The organism is Natronoarchaeum sp. GCM10025321, assembly GCF_042663585.1.
Lineage (GTDB): Archaea > Halobacteriota > Halobacteria > Halobacteriales > Natronoarchaeaceae > Natranaeroarchaeum.
Genome location: NZ_JBHTAN010000006.1, coordinates 1,282,799 through 1,300,527, shown reverse-complemented (window position 1 = coordinate 1,300,527; position 17,729 = coordinate 1,282,799). Strand labels below are relative to the sequence as shown.

The 17,729-nt window shown below is 60.7% G+C and carries 15 protein-coding genes; 10 read left to right on the top strand and 5 right to left on the bottom strand.

Going from position 1 to position 17,729, the window contains the following annotated elements:
* Positions 1-67: 67 nt before the first annotated feature.
* The 7 genes from ACFQL3_RS09355 (at position 68) to ACFQL3_RS09325 (ending at position 8,019) form a co-directional block, all read left to right on the top strand.
* Positions 68-649, top strand: coding sequence for an acyltransferase (locus ACFQL3_RS09355; RefSeq protein ID WP_377053576.1), 582 nt, complete (start codon positions 68-70; stop codon positions 647-649).
* Positions 646-2,022, top strand: coding sequence for a nucleotide sugar dehydrogenase (locus ACFQL3_RS09350; protein ID WP_377053574.1), 1,377 nt, complete (start codon positions 646-648; stop codon positions 2,020-2,022). The genes ACFQL3_RS09355 and ACFQL3_RS09350 overlap by 4 nt, the downstream gene beginning before the upstream one ends.
* Entirely contained in the window at positions 2,019-2,951 is a 933-nt protein-coding gene (locus tag ACFQL3_RS09345) for a polysaccharide deacetylase family protein (RefSeq protein WP_377053572.1), read from the top strand. The genes ACFQL3_RS09350 and ACFQL3_RS09345 overlap by 4 nt, the downstream gene beginning before the upstream one ends.
* Before the next feature lie 96 nt (positions 2,952-3,047).
* Positions 3,048-4,052 (top strand): GNAT family N-acetyltransferase, encoded by a 1,005-nt coding sequence (locus ACFQL3_RS09340; RefSeq protein ID WP_377053570.1) that lies wholly within the window; start codon positions 3,048-3,050, stop codon positions 4,050-4,052.
* A complete protein-coding gene (locus ACFQL3_RS09335; protein ID WP_377053568.1) occupies positions 4,049-5,065 on the top strand; it encodes a glycosyltransferase family 4 protein in 1,017 nt (338 codons plus the stop codon). Before ACFQL3_RS09340 ends, ACFQL3_RS09335 begins: the two co-directional genes overlap by 4 nt.
* Positions 5,066-5,071: 6 nt before the next feature.
* On the top strand, positions 5,072-6,892 hold the full coding sequence (locus ACFQL3_RS09330; RefSeq protein WP_377053566.1) for a hypothetical protein: 1,821 nt from the start codon (positions 5,072-5,074) through the stop codon (positions 6,890-6,892).
* Positions 6,893-7,074: 182 nt separating this feature from the next.
* Complete coding sequence (locus ACFQL3_RS09325; RefSeq protein ID WP_377053564.1) at positions 7,075-8,019, top strand: NAD-dependent epimerase/dehydratase family protein; 945 nt, start codon at positions 7,075-7,077, stop codon at positions 8,017-8,019.
* Positions 8,020-8,174: 155 nt separating this feature from the next.
* Here the strand turns inward: ACFQL3_RS09325 and ACFQL3_RS09320 are convergent, their stop codons facing one another.
* Entirely contained in the window at positions 8,175-9,170 is a 996-nt protein-coding gene (locus tag ACFQL3_RS09320; RefSeq protein ID WP_377053562.1) for a glycosyltransferase family 2 protein, read from the bottom strand.
* A gap of 271 nt (positions 9,171-9,441) precedes the next feature.
* Between ACFQL3_RS09320 and ACFQL3_RS09315 the strand changes: the two genes are divergently transcribed.
* Positions 9,442-10,623: a CARDB domain-containing protein gene (locus tag ACFQL3_RS09315; protein ID WP_377053560.1), complete on the top strand. Its 1,182-nt coding sequence runs from the start codon at positions 9,442-9,444 to the stop codon at positions 10,621-10,623.
* A gap of 117 nt (positions 10,624-10,740) precedes the next feature.
* On the opposite strand, the gene ACFQL3_RS09310 is transcribed toward ACFQL3_RS09315, so the two are convergent.
* The 3 genes from ACFQL3_RS09310 to ACFQL3_RS09300 are packed head-to-tail and all read right to left on the bottom strand — an operon-like array spanning position 10,741 to position 14,220.
* Positions 10,741-12,135, bottom strand: coding sequence for a nucleotide sugar dehydrogenase (locus ACFQL3_RS09310; protein WP_377053558.1), 1,395 nt, complete (start codon positions 12,133-12,135; stop codon positions 10,741-10,743).
* A 2-nt stretch (positions 12,136-12,137) separates the two neighbouring features.
* Positions 12,138-13,103, bottom strand: a complete 966-nt coding sequence (locus tag ACFQL3_RS09305; RefSeq protein WP_377053556.1) for a Gfo/Idh/MocA family oxidoreductase — start codon at positions 13,101-13,103, stop codon at positions 12,138-12,140.
* 28 nt (positions 13,104-13,131) lie between these two features.
* Complete coding sequence (locus tag ACFQL3_RS09300; RefSeq protein ID WP_377053554.1) at positions 13,132-14,220, bottom strand: DegT/DnrJ/EryC1/StrS family aminotransferase; 1,089 nt, start codon at positions 14,218-14,220, stop codon at positions 13,132-13,134.
* Positions 14,221-14,642: 422 nt separating this feature from the next.
* On the opposite strand from ACFQL3_RS09300, the gene ACFQL3_RS09295 reads away from it, so the two are divergent.
* Positions 14,643-15,191 carry a DUF7344 domain-containing protein gene (locus ACFQL3_RS09295; protein WP_377053552.1) on the top strand — a complete coding sequence of 183 codons (549 nt, stop codon included), beginning with the start codon at positions 14,643-14,645 and terminating at the stop codon, positions 15,189-15,191.
* A 145-nt stretch (positions 15,192-15,336) separates the two neighbouring features.
* Here ACFQL3_RS09295 and ACFQL3_RS09290 read toward each other — a convergent pair whose 3' ends face one another.
* Positions 15,337-16,359, bottom strand: coding sequence for a DUF1616 domain-containing protein (locus ACFQL3_RS09290; RefSeq protein WP_377053550.1), 1,023 nt, complete (start codon positions 16,357-16,359; stop codon positions 15,337-15,339).
* Positions 16,360-17,021: 662 nt separating this feature from the next.
* On the opposite strand from ACFQL3_RS09290, the gene ACFQL3_RS09285 reads away from it, so the two are divergent.
* Positions 17,022-17,300 (top strand): ArsR family transcriptional regulator, encoded by a 279-nt coding sequence (locus ACFQL3_RS09285; RefSeq protein ID WP_377053548.1) that lies wholly within the window; start codon positions 17,022-17,024, stop codon positions 17,298-17,300.
* Positions 17,301-17,729 lie beyond the last annotated feature (429 nt).

The following is a 17,729-nucleotide window of genomic DNA, read 5'->3' as shown; positions in this document are numbered from 1 at the left end:
TAATGACGAGCACCGATCGGCAATGTACAGTGCAGCACCCGAAGACAGGACACGGCGGAGGGTCTCGATGACTGGGGCCCAGTACGGCCCCGACGTCAACGTCCAGCCGAACGTCACTATCGGCACACCGGGCGAAGACGGCGACCCTCCATCGATCGGGTCCGACGCGACCATCCGGTCGGGGACGATCATCTACTCCGACGTGGAAATCGGAGACCGGTTCCAGACCGGTCATAACGCCGTCGTCAGGGAACAGACGGCTATCGGCGACGACGTCGTCGTGGGGACGAACACCGTCATCGACGGGACGACGACCATCGGATCCTCGGTTAGCCTCCAGACGGGGGTCTACGTCCCGCCGTACACCGATATCGGCGACCAGGTGTTTCTCGGCCCGCACGCGGTCTGTACGAACGATCCGTATCCTGTCCGACGCGACGAGGGCCTGGTCGGCCCGACGCTGTCGGATCACGTCTCCGTCGGCGCGAACGCGGTCATCCTTCCCGGCGTCACGGTCGGTGAGGGCTCGTTCGTCGCCGCTGGTGCTGTCGTCACCGAAGACGTTCCGCCGGAGACGCTCGCGGTGGGCGCGCCGGCCACACATGAACCGCTTCCCGAACCGCTCGACGGGAGGAACCTCATTGGATGAGCCGAACGACGACTCCAACCCTGTACGATCCCGCCGTTGGCGACAGTGCCACCGAGGAACAGCGCCGGGCGTTTCGCGCCGGCGAGATTCCGGTCGCCGTCTACGGTCTCGGAAAGATGGGTCTCCCGCTCGCGGGCGTGTACGGAGAAACCTGCAGCAACGTTATCGGGGCGGACATCGACGAGGACGTCGTCGAGAGTATCAACCGCGGCGAGAGTCATATCAAACGCGAACCCGGTCTCGCCGAACTCGTGTCCGAACTCGTCGCGGAAGATGCCCTCCGTGCAGTCGACGACCCGGCCGAAGCGGCCCGAGCGGCGACCGTCCACGTCATTATCGTCCCGACGCTGTTGACCGACGAGCACGTCCCCGACCTGTCGATCCTACAGAGTGTGGTCGACGACGTGGCGAGCGGCCTCTCGGCCGGCGACCTCGTTATCGTCGAATCGACTGTCCCGCCACGGACCTGCTCCGAGGTCGTTCACCCGCGTCTCACGCGAGAAAGCGGGGTAGACGTCGGCGAGTTCGGTCTCGCCTTTTGCCCGGAACGCACCGCAAGCGGGCGGGCGCTCGAAGATATCCAGGGAGCGTACCCCAAGGTCGTCGGCGGTATCGACGCCGAGAGCACCCGCGTTGCCCAACTCATCTACGAGGAGATCAACGCGAAGGGGACGATTCCCGTCTCGGATACGACGACGGCGGAGGCGGTCAAAGTGTTCGAGGGCGTCTACCGGGACGTCAACATCGCGCTGGCGAACGAACTCGCCCAGATGACTGACGAACTGGGGATCGACGTCCGCGAGGCGATCAGCGTCGCCAACACCCAGCCCTATTGTGACATCCACGATCCGAGCCCCGGCGTCGGCGGTCACTGCATACCGTACTACCCGTACTTCCTCATCGAGGGGCTGGAGACCGACAATCGCCTGCTGAAGACGGCACGAGAGATCAACGACGAGATGCCCGCTTTTACCATCAGAAAGCTTGCCGAGGAGCTGGCGAGCGTCGGGAAGAACGTCGCGGACGCCCGCGTCGCAGTCCTCGGATTGACCTACCGACCTGGCGTCGAGGAGATCCGTGCGAGTCCGGCGATTCCGATCACCCACAGACTCGACGACCTCGGTGCGGACGTCCTGACCATCGATCCGATGCTCGACGACACGAGCGAGTTCGGCGGCGGGCAGATCCCGCTGGAGACACTGTACGACCACGACCTCGACGCGGTCGTCCTCGCGACTCCCCACGAGGAGTTCGACGCAGTCGACTGGACTGACTTCGACCGCCCGCTGGTCGTCATTGACGGCCATGCATCGCTGGACCTCGCAGAGACTGAGCATCGGCGGTACGCCATCGGTACGGGTCGGCCACAATGATCGATGACCACCCCTTCGCACTCTGTCTGACTCACGACGTCGACCGGCCGTACAAGACCTATCAGTCGGCGTACTACGCTATTACCGAGCGAGATATCAGCCACCTGAAAAGCGCGCTCCCGGGGAAGAACCCTTACTGGCAGTTCAAGCGTATCATGGCTATCGAGGACTCACTGGGCGTCCGGTCGGCCTTTTATTTCCTCGACGAGCAGCACCTGCTACGTGATCGCCCTATCCGTGACTGGTTCGATCCCGAAAACTGGAATCGGTATATGGGTCGGTACTCGCTCGACGACCCCGAAATCGCAGACGTGATACACGACCTCGACGCAGGGGGGTGGGAGGTCGGCCTTCACGGCTCCTACAAGTCCTACGACGACCGGGAACGACTCCGAGAGGAGAAAGCCCACATCGAATCAGTGCTCGGACAGGAGATAGTCGGCGGGCGACAGCATTACCTGAACCTCGAACTTCCTGAAACCTGGCGACATCACCGAGCGATCGGCCTCCAGTACGACACCAGCCTCGGTTCCAGCAGCACCTACGGGTTCCAGTACGGCGATTCGGTACAGCGCCCGTTCGATGACGAGTTCGTCGTCTTCCCGCTGACGATTATGGAGGTCGCGCTTCCGGATCCGGCAGAGCAGTTCGAGTACGCCTGGGAGGAGTGCAAGGCAGTGCTCGCGGAGGCGGAAGAACGCGGTGCTGTGATGACGATACTCTGGCATCCGCGCTACTTCAGTCGATGCGATTTCCCCGGGTTCGCAGCGCTCTACCGACGGATCATCGAGGAGGCTCTCGAACGAGGGGCCTGGGTCGGCGCGCCTGGCGACCTGTACGAACGGCTGGAACATCCGGACGCGAACGGATCAGGGACTCGGTCGGAGCAAGGGATCAACGCCGTCGGTCACAGCTACGAGTCGACGTAGGCGGTGCGTACCGACCAGCATGCAAGCGGCCGCATGGCCCGGTAGGAACGCGATAACAAAGGGCGGTAGAAGACCATCATACACAGAACGACCAGCATGAGAATCGAGGATATTGCTCTCGACGACTGGAGTCGTGCCCTGCCTGATCGAGGGATCGAAGTATTTCACACGCCGAGTGCGCTGTCCGTGCTCGACGATCACGCCCCCGGCGAACTACGACTCTACGCCGGGTTCAAGGGCGAACAGCCGGTCGGACTGTTTCCAGTTATCGTCCAGAACCGGTCGGTCGGCACCGCCGTCTTCTCGCCACCGCCAGGGATGGGGATCCCCCGTCTCGGACCGATCGTCATGCCGACAAGCCCGAAACAGCGCAAGCGCGAGCGCGTCAACCGGAAGTTCACCGAAGCCGTGCTCGACGAAATCGGAGTCGACGACTCCCTGACGCTGTTCCGATCCATCTGTACCGCCGCCTACACCGACCCGCGCCCCTACCGGTGGGCCGACATGGACGTCGAGACGAAGTTCACCTACCTGCTCGACCTCGACGACCGGTCGCCCGACGACGTACTGAAGTCGTTCAGCAAGAGTCTCCGCCGGGAGATCGGCGATGGTGAAGAGCTAGATATCCGGATCGAACGCGAGGGCGTCCAGGGAGCACGTACCGTGTACGACGCGACGAAACGCCGGTACGAGGAGCAGGATCGGACGTTTCCGCTTACCTGGCCGTACGTCCGTGACCTCGTAACGAGGCTCGACGATCGCTCGCGCGTGTACGTCGCCCGAACGCCCGAGGGGCGGTTTCTCAGCGGGATCACCGTACTCTACTCGAACGACGCGGGCTACTTCTGGCAGGGCGGGACTCGTGCGACCCACGAGAACGTCAGCATCAATAGCCTCCTCCACTGGCACGTGATCCGGGACATTATCGAGGATCCACCGATAGAGTCGGTGACGGGCTACGACCTGATGGGGGCGAACACCGAGCGACTCTGTCAGTACAAAAGCAAGTTTGCCGCGGAGTTGGTACCGTACTACGTCACCGAGTCCTCGGGTCCGGGGATGGAAGTCGCGAAACGGGCCTATCAGATGGTGGCACGATGAGTCGGCAGGCAGTCGATGAGGGAGGTACGGTCACTGCTCCTGAGACGGGACCGGACGCCAGTCCGCAGACCGACGTCGACATATCGGTTTTAAATCTAGTGACGAACGACGAAGCGCGGTTTTTCAAACAGCAGGTTTCGATACTCGAGGAGTTCGGCATCTCCTGTACTACAGTCTCGGTGCCCGAAGACCGGGTCGTCGACGGCGACATCCGCGGTCGGTCGATCGTGCAGTATCTGGAGTTCCTGCCCCGGGCCATCGGAGCGTCGTTCGGCGACTACGATCTGGTCCACGCCAACTACGGACTCACTGCGCCGGCGGCAGTCCTGCAACCGAACCTTCCTGTCGTCGTCTCGCTCTGGGGGTCGGATCTGTTCGGCAGGTACGGCCCGGTGAGCAAACTCTGTGCCCGGCTTGCCGACGATGTCGTCGTCATGTCCGACGGGATGGCCGCGGAACTGGGAACCGAGGCCCACGTGATCCCGCATGGGATCGATCTCGATCGGTTCCAGCCGACTGATCAGCGCGAGGCCCAGGCGGACCTTGGCTGGGACAACGGTCGCAACCACGTCCTCTTCCCGTACGCGAGAGGGAAGTCAGTCAAGAACGCTCCGCTGGCCGAGCGCGTCGTCGAGGCGGCCCGGGACCGACTCGACGGGCCGGTCGAACTCCACTTCGTGACCGGTGTCCCTCACAGGCGGATGTCGGTGTACATGAACGCCGCCGACGCGCTTTTGTTGACCTCGGATCGCGAGGGGTCGCCCAACTCGGTCAAGGAGGCGATGGCCTGCAATCTGCCGGTGGTCTCGACGGACGTCGGTGACGTTCGCGAGCGCCTGCGCGGAGTCCACCACTCCTTCGTCGCGCAGGACGACGCCGAACTCGTCGACTGTCTGGTCTCCGTCCTCGACGCCGACCGCGAATCCAACGGCAGAGCGGTCGTCGCCGAGATACGTATCGAGCGAATGGCCGAACGACTGCTACGCGTGTATCGAGAGGTCCTCGACGAGTAAGCACCAATGTCTACCACATCGACACAGACTGACCAGGCGGGAAGACGCGCTCGAAAGCTACTGCTATTGGTCGGTTTTCTCGCCCTGACAGCGGGCGTGCTGGTGGCGCGGACCAACCCTGCCAACGGCTACGAGGTTTCCTTCTATCAGGGGACACCGCTACTGACCTGGGTGGGCCTCGGTCTCGCAGGCGTGCTCGGAATCGGGGTCGGCTTCAATTCGGCGGGGGAGCGACGGATCCGCCAGGGCTCGATGCTGCTGACCGCATCGGCGGTGCTCTCGGTGATCGGACTTCCCATACTCCGGAGCTTTCACTTCTACGGACCGGGCGACTCGTTGAGTCATCTGGGCTGGGTCCGGATGTTCGAGGCCGGCAATCTGCATCCTGCGAGTATGCGGTATCCCGGGGTCCACTCAGTCGCGACGATACTCGCCGAAGGCGGTGCGCTTGCGGATACCCACGCGGTGATGCTGACAGTCGTCGTGTTCTTCGGCCTGTTCTTGCTGTTCGTCCCCCTCTGTGTGGGTTCTATCACCAACTCCGGGCCAGCCATGCTCGTCGGTCTGCTTTCGGGACTGCTGTTGTTGCCGATCAACAACCTCGGAACGCACACCACTGCGCACCCGACTACGCAGACGATCTTGTTCCTCCCGGTCGTCCTCTACTTGCTGTTTGGATATCTCCGTGATAGCGGTGACCGATATCCGATCGGCTCGGTATCCGCGGTTGGACTCCTGCTTGGCATGTCGACAATAGCGACCATACTGTTGCACCCACAACAGGCACTGGTTTTGCTCGGGGCGTTCCTGCTCATTACGCTACTTCAGTACGGCTACATGACGTTTCGCGACACGGACCACCCGATCAACGGGCATCGTAGACTGTACGACCAGACGGCACTTTTCACGCTGGTGTACCTGTTGTGGGTCCCACGACTCGAACGGATCCGCATCGCAATCGTCGACATCGTGACCAGCCTGCTCTCTGGCGGGTCAGTGGGATCGGGAGTCGCTGGCCGGAGCGTCTCGCTGGCCGTCCTCGGCGGCACTCTCCAGGAAGTGTTCGTGAAACTGTTCGGCATCAGTCTCGTCTACCTGATCTTCGCGGGCATCCTCGTCCTCGCTCTGCTTCTCGGGGCCACAGACCGGATCGGCCCGGACGGTCGGGGATTCGTTCAGTACATGATCGCTACGTTGATCGTTGCAGGATTCTTTTTCGCCGTATTTTTCGTCGCTGCGGCCTCCGATCAGTACTTCCGGTACTTCGGATTTGCGATGGTGATCGTCACGATCCTGGGGGCTGCCGCGGTCACAGTCGGAATCGACCGCATCGACGATCTCGGCGCGAAACCGGTGGTATCGTCAGCTATCGGGTTGTTGTTCGTGATCTTCCTCGTCATGCAGTTGCTCGCCTTTCACCCGTCTCCGTATATGTATCAGCCGAGCAATCAGATCACCGAACAACAGATGAGCGGATACGAGACGGCGTTCGAGGACCGCGACGAGGAGATCGTGTTTGCCGGGATCCGCTCCGGCCCGCGGCGGTACGTCAATGCCTACTACGGCACCGGATCGGAAGCTTCCAACGAGTTCCCCGGCAGTCGTGCGGAGATCAGCGAAGAGGACTTTAATGGCGATCTGGCTGCGGCTTACGACAGACGCATCTACGTGCCTGCTACGACTGCGGACTACGACCGAGAGGTCAGACTCTTCGACGAACTACGGTACACGGAGCAGGGGTTCCAGCAGCTAGAACAGAGCACCGAGATCGATCGTGTCCAGTCCAATGGTGAGTTCCGGTTGTACCTGATCGATCCCGACGAGTGAGGATCGAGCGTCGCCGAGCGCCATCGATTCTGCCGTTTTTCCTGTAGATGATAGCGCCGTCAGCGGCGCGTCGACCCATCGCTCGTATCCGGCAGGGCGCGTAGCGGCACCATAACAAACCGCAACTACTGTGTGCTGTGTCGTATGAATAGTGCGACGACACCGGGAGGGGTGCCCGCCTGATGACAGGGAGCAACACCGATAGTCCACCGATCACCGACAAAACGGTCCTCGTTACCGGCGGGGCGGGGTTCATCGGCAGCCACATCGCAGAGGCGCTGGTGGCGGACAACGACCTTCGCGTGCTAGATGATCTCTCGTCGGGACGACGCGAACAGGTCCCGGAGGATGCCGAACTCGTCCAGGGCGACCTGCGCGACGAGTCGGCACTGGATTGGGCGACCGCGGACGTCGACGTGATCTTCCATCAGGCAGGGCTCGTGAGCGTCGATCGTTCGGTCGACGATCCGGTACGAAGCCACCGAACGAACGCGACCGCGACGGTCGAGTTGCTCGAACGGGCACGCAGGGAGGACGCTAGAATCGTCGTCGCCTCTAGCTGTGCGATCTACGGCGACCCGGAGCGGACCCCGGTACCGGAAGACGCGGCGAAGAGGCCGAAATCACCGTACGCCATCGACAAACTAGCACTCGACCAGTACACCCGAGCGTTCGCGGATCTGTACGACCTCGATGCCGTCCCGCTCCGATACTTCAACGTCTACGGACCGGGCCAGACTGCCGGCGAGTACAGCGGGGTCATCAGCGCCTTCATCGAACAGGCCGGGGCCGGCGAACCGATCACGGTCCATGGCGACGGCGAACAGACCCGAGATTTCGTTCACGTCTCGGACGTCGTCGACGCCAACCTCGCGGCGGCGACGACCGATCACACCGGCCGTGCGTACAACATCGGTACGGGGACGAGCACGTCGATCCGTGAACTCGCCGAACTGATCCGTCGCACTGTCGGATCGGAGTCGGAGGTCGTCCACACGGACGCCCGACCCGGGGACGTCCGGCGTAGCGAGGCGGCGCTCGCACGTGCTCGTGAGGACCTCGACTACGAACCGACGGTTCCGCTCGACGAGGGGATTGCTGCCCTCATCGCGGAATCACGTACCTGATCTGGGCTCTCCATCGGACGTTTTACCCGGAGACCGTTCAAAAAATAATGCCGGATCGGAGGGGACCAACCAACCCCCGCCCGAATGAACGGCGTAGGTAGCTATTGTTATTCCCATTTTACCGTAGGTAAGGTTACTCTACTGGCCGAGACGGATCAGTCGAACTCGCGAACTTCGAGCTCTTCGTTTTCCTCCATATCGAAGATCATCGCCAGGATCAGCATCAGCGTGCCAATGAGGAGGACCGAAAGCGAACTCTTGTGGTCGTCGCTCTTTCCCACTACTGCGCTGACCCTGTTCCGGACGGCTCTGAGAACCCCGACGAAAGACGCCACTGCGCCGATGCCGTAGAGAAACACCAGCGGGTGAAAGTCACGAACCAGATACTTCACGCGGAGTCGCCACAGGAAATTCGAGAGCAACATGAGGGAGACTCTCGGGATGTACTGCGGGTACGAGATGTGGCTTTCCTCGTCGGCGTACCGGCTAGGAATCGCGACCTCCGCCACCCGTAGCTCGGCGGCGTTTAGCTTGACGAGCAGGTCATTGCAGTAGCCGTAGTATTCGTACATGTCATCGATATCGACGGTCTCCAGGGTGTGCAGGGAGATCGCAGTGTAGCCGTTCTGCGGGTCGCCGAGTTTCCAGTAGCCGCTTGCGATCTTCGTCAGAAGCGAGAGGATCGAATTACCGAATAGTCGGAACGTCGGCATCTCTTCGTGGTGCTTGGCCTTGATCAATCGATTCCCTTTGGCGTACTCCGCTCGCCCCTCGACGATCGGGTCGAGTAGCCGGTCGAGGACGGTGGGATCCATCTGGCCATCGCCGCCGACGACTGTCGTAATCTCGATCCCATCCGACAGGGCGTGCTGATAGCCCGTCTTGATCGCACCGCCGACGCCGCGGTTCCGGTCGTGACGGATCGGGACGATACGCCTATCGAACTGGGCCCCGCCGTCTGCGATCTGCTCCGAGCCGACTTTTTGCTTGTTCGCATGGGCCTGTATCTCCTGCCAGGTCCCGTCCGTCGAGCAATCATCGACGGCGTACACGCGGTCTACGTACTCCGGTAGCGTGTCGAGAACCTCGCCGACGAAGCCCTCCTCGTTGTAGGCAGGGACGACGACGCCGATGCTATGATTGCGGTACATAGTAGGAACCAGAAGTTCGTACGCGAGCGATTCGTTGCACTGTATAATCGTTGACACGGCACCGATTCATTGTTATAAAGAGCTTGTTTTGCCCGCTGTCAGTCGACTCATGGCGGAGATTGTTCACCTCTCAGTTCCCGTGTGATCACCGGTAGAAGCGGTGCTATCGACCGGTTCGACCACTCACACTGCAAAGAAGCACGATCTTACGAAACACAAGCAGTGGTATAACAAAGTCGGCAAACGGGGAACAGGTCGTAACGCCCGACAAATGGACGACTCTACGTCAGACATTTCGAGAACCGCTCTGGTCCTGCTCGTCTGCATCGCCTGTGTCACCGCACTCGCGCCTCCGTCGACAGTGGGGGCGCCAAACGACGGTGAGCAGACCTACGTCATCACACAGGGAGACCAGGAGATAGAAATCGTTCCGGTCGGCAACGGGACCCAGACGGTCGAAGAGTTCTACGACTACCGAACACCCGAGACACACGACCCTCCGGACTACCTCTACAGTTCGTACGGAACGACCGAGTATCAGGAGGACGACACCAGTGTCCTCATGCTCTACGAGGGGAGCGACGGACTAAGCCTCATACTCCTTCACGACAAGCTAGAGGGCGACACGCGCGGTGGATCGATTACCATGCAGATCGATGGCCTGCCGGAAGAGGGCGAGTGGGTCATCGAGGATGACACCTACACCGACTACGGCGGCCCGCTCGACAGCTTCGATCACGATGGAACGTCAAGTCGGATTACCTGGATCTGGTCGGAGGGCAGAAGCGATGGCGGCGCGTTCAACGGCGGTCTCGACGGCGAGGACTGGGAGATAACGATCGAGCCATACTTTAACGAGAATGCGGACTACCGGTACGAGGATCCAGTGGGCTACGACGGACAGGTGGACGACTGGAAAGTGATTTCGGGAGACGGTGAGTCCTTCACGAGCACGTCGCTACAGAGTATAGACGAGCCGATAACGATCACGTCGGGGGGGACCCCTGAGATGTCGATATCGGGCCTCTCTACGACTCCATCCTCGGCTGGACCCGGGGAAACGGTCGAGCTGAGGGCCGATGTCGCAAACGCCGGAGATGCGTCAGGGACGTTCGATATCGAGTTCACATCGGCGGGTGAGGTGATCGATACGCAGTCGGTCACATTGGACGGCGGAGAGAGCGAACATCTGGCCACGGAACTGACGTTCGACGAACCGGGAAGGTACGACGTCGGCGTCAACGGATCGACCACATCAGTTGTGGTGATCGAGGAGCCATCGGAGGTGAGCGGTGAAAACGGGACCAGTGGAAACGAAACCGGTGAAAACGGCGGCGAAACGGACACGCAGGGGCCACCTAGCGACGATGGTCTCTCCGGGTTCGGCGTCCTCGCTGCGCTCCTTGCTCTCGTGGCGACGCTAGCCATCGGGTGGGCGCGGCGAACCGAGTGATCCTCAGCGCGACGACGGCGTACCCTCCTTTCTACGATCCGATCCCCGGCACCAGCCGAAACTAATCCGAGAGACGGGGGCCCGACTCTCGCCGGCCGGAAGCACTCCGAGAGGCAGTCAATCCGACGAAGACCTGCCCAGCGTCGCGACGTGATGTGTCCCGACGGCAGGGTCGGTCGACGGATCCAGCGAATCCCTGCTGTCGAGGACGACCAGCGGTGACTCGAACGCCGCCCAGTCGAACTCGTCGAACGCGTCGTGGTCGGTCACCAGGACGACGCCGTCCAGATCCATCTCCTGGACGTGATCCAGCCCCGCAAGGTAAATATCGTCGAACTCCGGAGCCTCATCGACATGCGGGTCGACGCCGACCACAGTTGCGCCGAAGCCAGAGAGCGTCTTTGCCAGTTCGATCGCGGGCGATTTGCGGGTTTCGGCCACGTTCGGGTGATGGGTGAGTCCGAGCAGTAACACTACTGCATCCTCGATGTGGGTATTCGCCGACGCGAACTCCCGGACCAGCGTTCCTGCGAGATGTTCCGGCATCGACTCGTTGACACTCCGTGCGGATTCGAGCAGCGGCGTCGGTGACGCGTATTCGTTGATGAGGTAGTAGGGGTAGTCCGGTAGTACGTGTCCGCCGGTACCGGGCCTCGGTTCGGGGACGTGACAGTCCGACCGCGTATTCGCCGCCTCGATGGCCTGCCTGACGTCCGTCCCGAGTTCGTCGGCGAGGCGTGCGAGTTCGTTCGCCAGACTGACCGTGACGTCCCGATAGACGCTCCCGACGATCCGGGCACACTCGGCGACAGTGCTGGTCTCGACCGTCTCCACGCCGGAGATACGGAGTTCGTCGTACACCAGTTCGGCCGCGCGGGTGCTTTCCGGGTCGACCCCGCCGACGATTTTTGGGTAGCCCCCGCGCATGTCCCGGAGCGATCGGCCTGGACTTGCACGAGTCGGACAGGCCGCGACGCCGAATTCGCCGGCATCGAGGCCGCTCCCCGCCATCAGTATCGGCTTGACGACGTCTTTGCAGGTACCCGGCGGAACCACCGATTCGACGAGTACCAGATCGTTGCGATCCAACCCGCGTGCGATATCCCGGAGTAGCGTTCTGAGTACGGAAAAGTCCGGTGCGCCGTCGGTACGAACGCCGGTCTCCGTCGCGACGACGTGGACAGTCGCTTCGTTCCCGGCCGCAGTCGTCTCGGTCGTCGCGGAAAGCGCCCCCGCCTGAGTCGCCGTCCGTACGAGCGACGGGAGTCTGGGTTCGTCCTCGATTGGACAGTCGCCGTCCTCGATCCGCGCGACGCGCTCTGCGTCCTCGCCGACGCCGAGGACGCTGCCGGTCGTGCCCGCGTAGACCAGCGAGAGCGGGAGGCCAAGCCGCCCCAGGCCGTACACAGCCACTGGAACGTCGCCGCTTTGCAGTGCGGCGCGTTGCTCCTGCGGCGTCGCCTCACTGCGATACAACCGAGACCGCTGTGCCTCTCGAAGCGTTTTGGACATTGCTACTGAACGACCCGTGTTTTTTCCAGCGCAGCGTTTTCTATCTCCCTGGCCACAGCGAGCGCTTCGAGTCCCTCCTCGCCGCTGACGACGGGCCTGGTTCCCTCGCGAATGCTCTCGGCAAACGCAGCGAGTTCCTTTTTCAGCGGTTCACCGTTTTCGATGGTCGGGTGTTCGACGATGTTCTCGTGTCGGTACCGGAGGTCGCCGTTCTCCTCGATATACTCCGGAACCGAATGGCGGTGAATCTGAACCGATCGGGAGATGTAATCGATGTGGACCTGACACTCCCGGGCCGTGATAGTCAGTTCGCGCACCTTCCGCTGGGTGATCCGACTGGCCGTAAGCGTCCCCAGAACGTCGCCGAACTCGACCGTCGCGGTGACGTACTGGTCGTCGGCAGTGGCGTTCGCATCGAGCACTGTTGCCTCACTTCCCAGCAAAGAGAGGAGAATGTCGATGTCGTGGATCATCAGATCGAGCACTGGACTGGTCCCTATCTCCCGGTCGAGCGGCGGACCGAGACGTTTGGCGTCGACCGAGAGCACCTCCAGTTCAGGGACGATATCGGTGAGGGCTCTGATCGCCGGATTGAACCGCTCGACGTGACCCACCTGTAAGACGAGGTTGCGCTCGTCGGCGAAGTCGATCAGCGCCTCACCCTCGCTTGCTGAGTCTACCAGCGGCTTCTCGATGAGAACGTGGACGTCCTTTCGGAGCGCCTCGAGCGCAATCTGGTAGTGATACTCGGTCGGAACGGCAATGGAGACGGCATCGACGCGGTCGAGTAGCTTCTCCATCGAGAGTGCCGTCGTTTCGTAGTCCGATGCGACTGTCGTCGCGGCGTCCATGTCGGCGTCCGCGACGCCTGCCAGTGTCGTGGCCTGAAGTTCTTGATAGACGCGAACATGATGGCGTCCCATGTTGCCGACACCGATCACGCCGACGTCGATAGTGTTCCCGTTCATAGCTGTGTGGTAGTTGTTGTGAAGTTCGTTAGTCGTAGTACGATTGGACGACGGTGGTGATCGATCGCACGTCGTCGGTCGAGAGTTCGGGGTGAACCGGCAGAGAGAGCACCTCCTCTGCCGCCCGTTCCGCTACCGGCGCGTCGACGCTGACGTGGTCGTACGCCGGTTGCCTGTGGATCGGCGTCGGGTAATAGACGCCAGCACCGATCCCGGCGTCGTCGAGATAGGCTTTCAGCCCGTCCCGATCTCTGCAGCGGATCGTGTACTGGTGATACGCATGCCGAGAGTAGGTCGGCTCGCTCGGAGTCGTAACGGCAGGCTGGCTACGGAGCCGTTCCGTCAACATCTGGGCGTTCTGCCGCCGGGTGGCGACATACTCCGGAAGCTTTTCGAGTTGGACCAGCCCAATTGCGGCCCCGATGCTCGTCATTCGGAAGTTGTGGCCGAGTTCCACGTGTTCGTAGGTGCCGCTTCGCCCGTGATTGACGAACTGTTCGGCCCGATTGGCCACTTCCGGTCGGTCCGTCGTAATCATCCCTCCCTCGCCCGTCGTCATGTTCTTGGTCGGGTAAAACGAGAAGCAGGCCGCGTCGCCGAACGCGCCGACACGCTCTCCTTCGTAGGTGGCTCCGTGTGCCTGTGCGGCGTCCTCGACTAGCTGAAGGTCGTACGTATCAGCAAGTTTGGCGAGGGGTCCGACGTTCGCGGGCAGGCCGTACAGGTGGACAGCGAGGATTGCGTCGATGGTGTCGCCTTCCTCCGCGAGCAGTCTTGCGACCGCGTGTGGATCGAGGTTGTACGTCTCGGGATCGATGTCCGCAAACACCGGCTCGGCCCCGGCCAGGCGGATCGCGTTCGCGCTCGCGACGAACGAAAACGGCGTTGTGACGACCCGGTCGCCCGGTCCGATCCCCAGCGCCTCGAACGCCGCATGCAACGCCGTCGTGCCGTTTGAGGTTGCGACGGCATGGCCGGCGTCGCAGTAGTCGGCGAACTCCGACTCGAACTGCCGGACGGTCGGTCCGTCGGCAATCATTCCGCTGTCGATGATCTCGGCGACCCGTCTGATCTCCTCGTCGCCGAGGTCCGGGTTCGCTATCGGAATCGACGACATTACGCTACCTCGTCGGCTTCGGTCGGTTGGAGGGCTCTGATCGGCGGTTTTCTGCCCGCCGTATCCGTATTGGGACGACTGGGCGGATTCGATACAGACCGTCCGGAGAATTGTATGGTGCTCTGCAACATGATTAGTCCGATGTCGGGAACTACAACCTCCTTGCTGATCTGCTATCTTTGTTATAGACGGGTTGTACGCCGAGTAGTACCCGTATTCTCTGATGCTTGTCGCCAGAGGGGTATCGGAGGCGGCACCCGTCAGCACGGCATCGGTCAGAATCTGACGCCAGACGGATCAAAGAGTCCATATTCTCGCTCTCTTCATTTAGTCAGTCTGTAACAAAGTAACGATTAGGTGACCTGCTATTGTAGAGGGGCAAAAGCGCATGCGGGGGAAGTGACCAGTATGAGACGAAACTAATGTCCACATCCGACCAAGATCAACTATCACAAGACGTAGTGTTTGATCTGCTGAGCAGTCCACGACGTCGGTTCGTGCTGTACTATCTCAACCAGATCGACGAAGAGGTAACGATCGGGGAGCTCGCCGACGAGGTCGCCGCCTGGGAGAACGAAGTCGATGTCGAGGATCTGTCGAGCCAGCAGCGAAAACGTGTCTACGTGTCGTTGTACCAGACCCACGTCCCGAAGATGGACGACGCGGGGATCGTCGAATACGACTCCGATTCCGGTGTCGTTTCGCTATCAGATCAGGCAGTCGATATCAGTGCCTATCTGTCACGGGAGGAGGAGCGACGGCCGTGGCAACAGTACTATCTTGCTATCGCGATCGTCGGCGGTCTTTTTTACGGTGCTGTTGCGCTCGGACTTATTGGGGTGGTCTCGCAGTTCGTCGCCGGTCTCCTTATTATCGTCGCGTTTGCTGTCACCGCCATCGGTCATCTGATCACGACACAGCGGCGTAGCGACGAATTCTCCTCCGAACTGATCGACAAACGAGAACCCTGATCAGACTGATCGACGGTCTGGCCCCGCTCGTCTCTCCCCGACACACTGCAACTGTTTTCATGTCCCACCCTTCTACGAGAGGGTCCTGCACACTGGACACGCTAGCCGTATCTTCTGATGGACGAAGAAAACGGAACGCAGGAAGTTAGACGCTTTCGACAGTGATCCAGAGGTGGTCATCGGCCGTCTCAGGGCCAGGGTCTTCGGGTGGATCACCCTCGTAGAGGTAGTAGTTCAGGCGGATATTCTCGCCAGTCATCGGCGGAGAGATCGAATGTTCCTGCGTGGCCCGTTCTCCGGGATCGGCGGACAACTGTAGTTGTGCGATCTCTGCCTCGTCGATGACCCCGAGTCCGTCACCGGTTTCTTCGACTTGCTGGGCCTCGATGACCACCGTGTAGGTCGACGGTTCGGCATCGTCGTTAGTGATGGCCACTGTCATTTCGACGCTGTCATCGGCTGGAATCGTCTCCGGGTAGCCTGCCTGGACCAGCTCTCCGTCGTCGGTTTGGGTGAGCAACTGGACCTCGGTCGTCGATTGATCGGGCTGTGGTGCGGCGAGTCCGTACGCAACCGTCCCCAGTGCGAGTACGATGGTTACCAGGAGTACGACGTTGAGAACGCCGTCGATCGGGCTGTCTTCAGGAATCAGCTCCGAAAGGCTCTCTGCACCTGCAATGCCGGGGTATCGGAACCGGTCGTCAGCCGGGATGGTGGCTCGTCTCGCAAGCGCTCCGAGCATCATGATGATTGTGAACCCCCCGACCGAGACGAGCACTGCGGGGGTTGAAAAGTCCCACCGAGTCGTAGCAAGCACCAGTGCAAACAGCGGGAGGAGCACGATACTCATCGCTACAGACAGTGCGAGGCGCTCGTACCATCCCGGCGAACCGGTATCCAGCAATCCGATTCCTGATCTTTCGTCGGGTGTGGGTGTCTCCGACCGGTCGGGCCGCGCTGGAAACACGACCGAGACGAGAGCGTACCCTGGCAACAGGAGTAGAACCGGCAGTGCGAGCAGCGTCCGAAGGAAGCCGGATAGTCCGACGAAGTAGAACAGCGCTCCGACGATTGCCACGTAACCGATCGCTGCCGCCGCGTCCACAGCTCCTGGTCCGATTAGCCGCTGGAACTGTTGGAGGGACTCCCCCTCGAAATCCTCGCTCATCGCTGATCAGAAGGTCGACGGCTGTGTTGGTTTGCACTCCGATATCGCCACTCTGCCGAACCGGACTGTGCTAGCCACATTCTTCGTTCGTCTACGGTGGTAGCGACGCCGGTGTTTTGTTATACTGCTCCTATGAGGCTCTGAATCGTCCTTCTGGCTCCATCGTCCGTACCTCTATTGTTACGAACTTTTCTGATTTCAGAGATCCGGTGTGGATCACGATACGAGTACACGTGTGTCGATATACAGTTTCGACCTCCCCAAATCGGACTGCACTCGGAGATGTTTCATCTCGACGAGTTACCGTCCTCGCTCGAGAGTCAGTCTAATCACTGTGTTTGCATACGATCCCACCGTCTGTAGCCCCATCGTTCGATCCGTTCGGCCGGATAGTATACAATGGCAAACGTCGAAACGAATTGAAATCACCAAATAGATGCTGATGGTAATCGTCTAATACCGTTGAGTGAACATCAACTAGGAATTATAATATCTGTATAAAGATAGCTAAAGTTGAGTATTATTAGCATACTACTACGATACAGATAGTCGGTGTAGTTTTACGTAGCTTAAAGTATGATATATTGGGGAATTCAGTTTTGACGATGGACATGTATTAAGCCGCTTGCCGCATAGCAAGAGATAGCTAGATAGATTCAATTATGAACGACGAATGGGACGAGATCGGATTCGTTATCAGTTCGCGGTATCGTGTCGAAGTACTCCGGAGACTGTCAGAAGGCCCAGCGACGCCGACACAGATAGCTAGCGATTCTGGGGCCGGGATCGCACACATTTCACGAGCATTAAGCAGTCTGCGCGAGCGGGAACTCGTGGACCTACTCGTGTCGGAGGACCGAAAAAAGGGGCGCGTCTACGGCATCACGGATGCGGGCGAGGAAATCTGGGAACAGATCCAGGCGGAAAACATGGTCGAGTAACTGACCGGCTCTGGAACGTGTCCGCGACTGTCTTAGCAGCGGCGACCTCCAGCGCCACGTCGTCCATCGGTCGCCACTCCAGCAAACACTCCGTGTGAGCGCCATCACGGTCCCCGGGACAGTCAGCAGTGATTTTCCGTCTACTCTCGTCCCGTTCGTCCTCTGCGCTCTGTCATTGGCCAGCGACCCAGGGCAGAGGGCCGTACCTGCTTGGGAAGGAACACATCGAATATACAGACCGATCGGCGACGAACGGCGAGAGGAGTCCGTCGAGACGTTCACCGCCGGCGACTGACAGTATAGTCTCGTCCTCTTGGTGGAGGTCATCGGCAATCCTGCTCACGACAGCCGTCGTCTCGCTTTCCGGCGCGGTCGGAGTAGATATCGATTCAATCGGCTGAGACCGCTGATGATGGTCTGCTGTGGCGC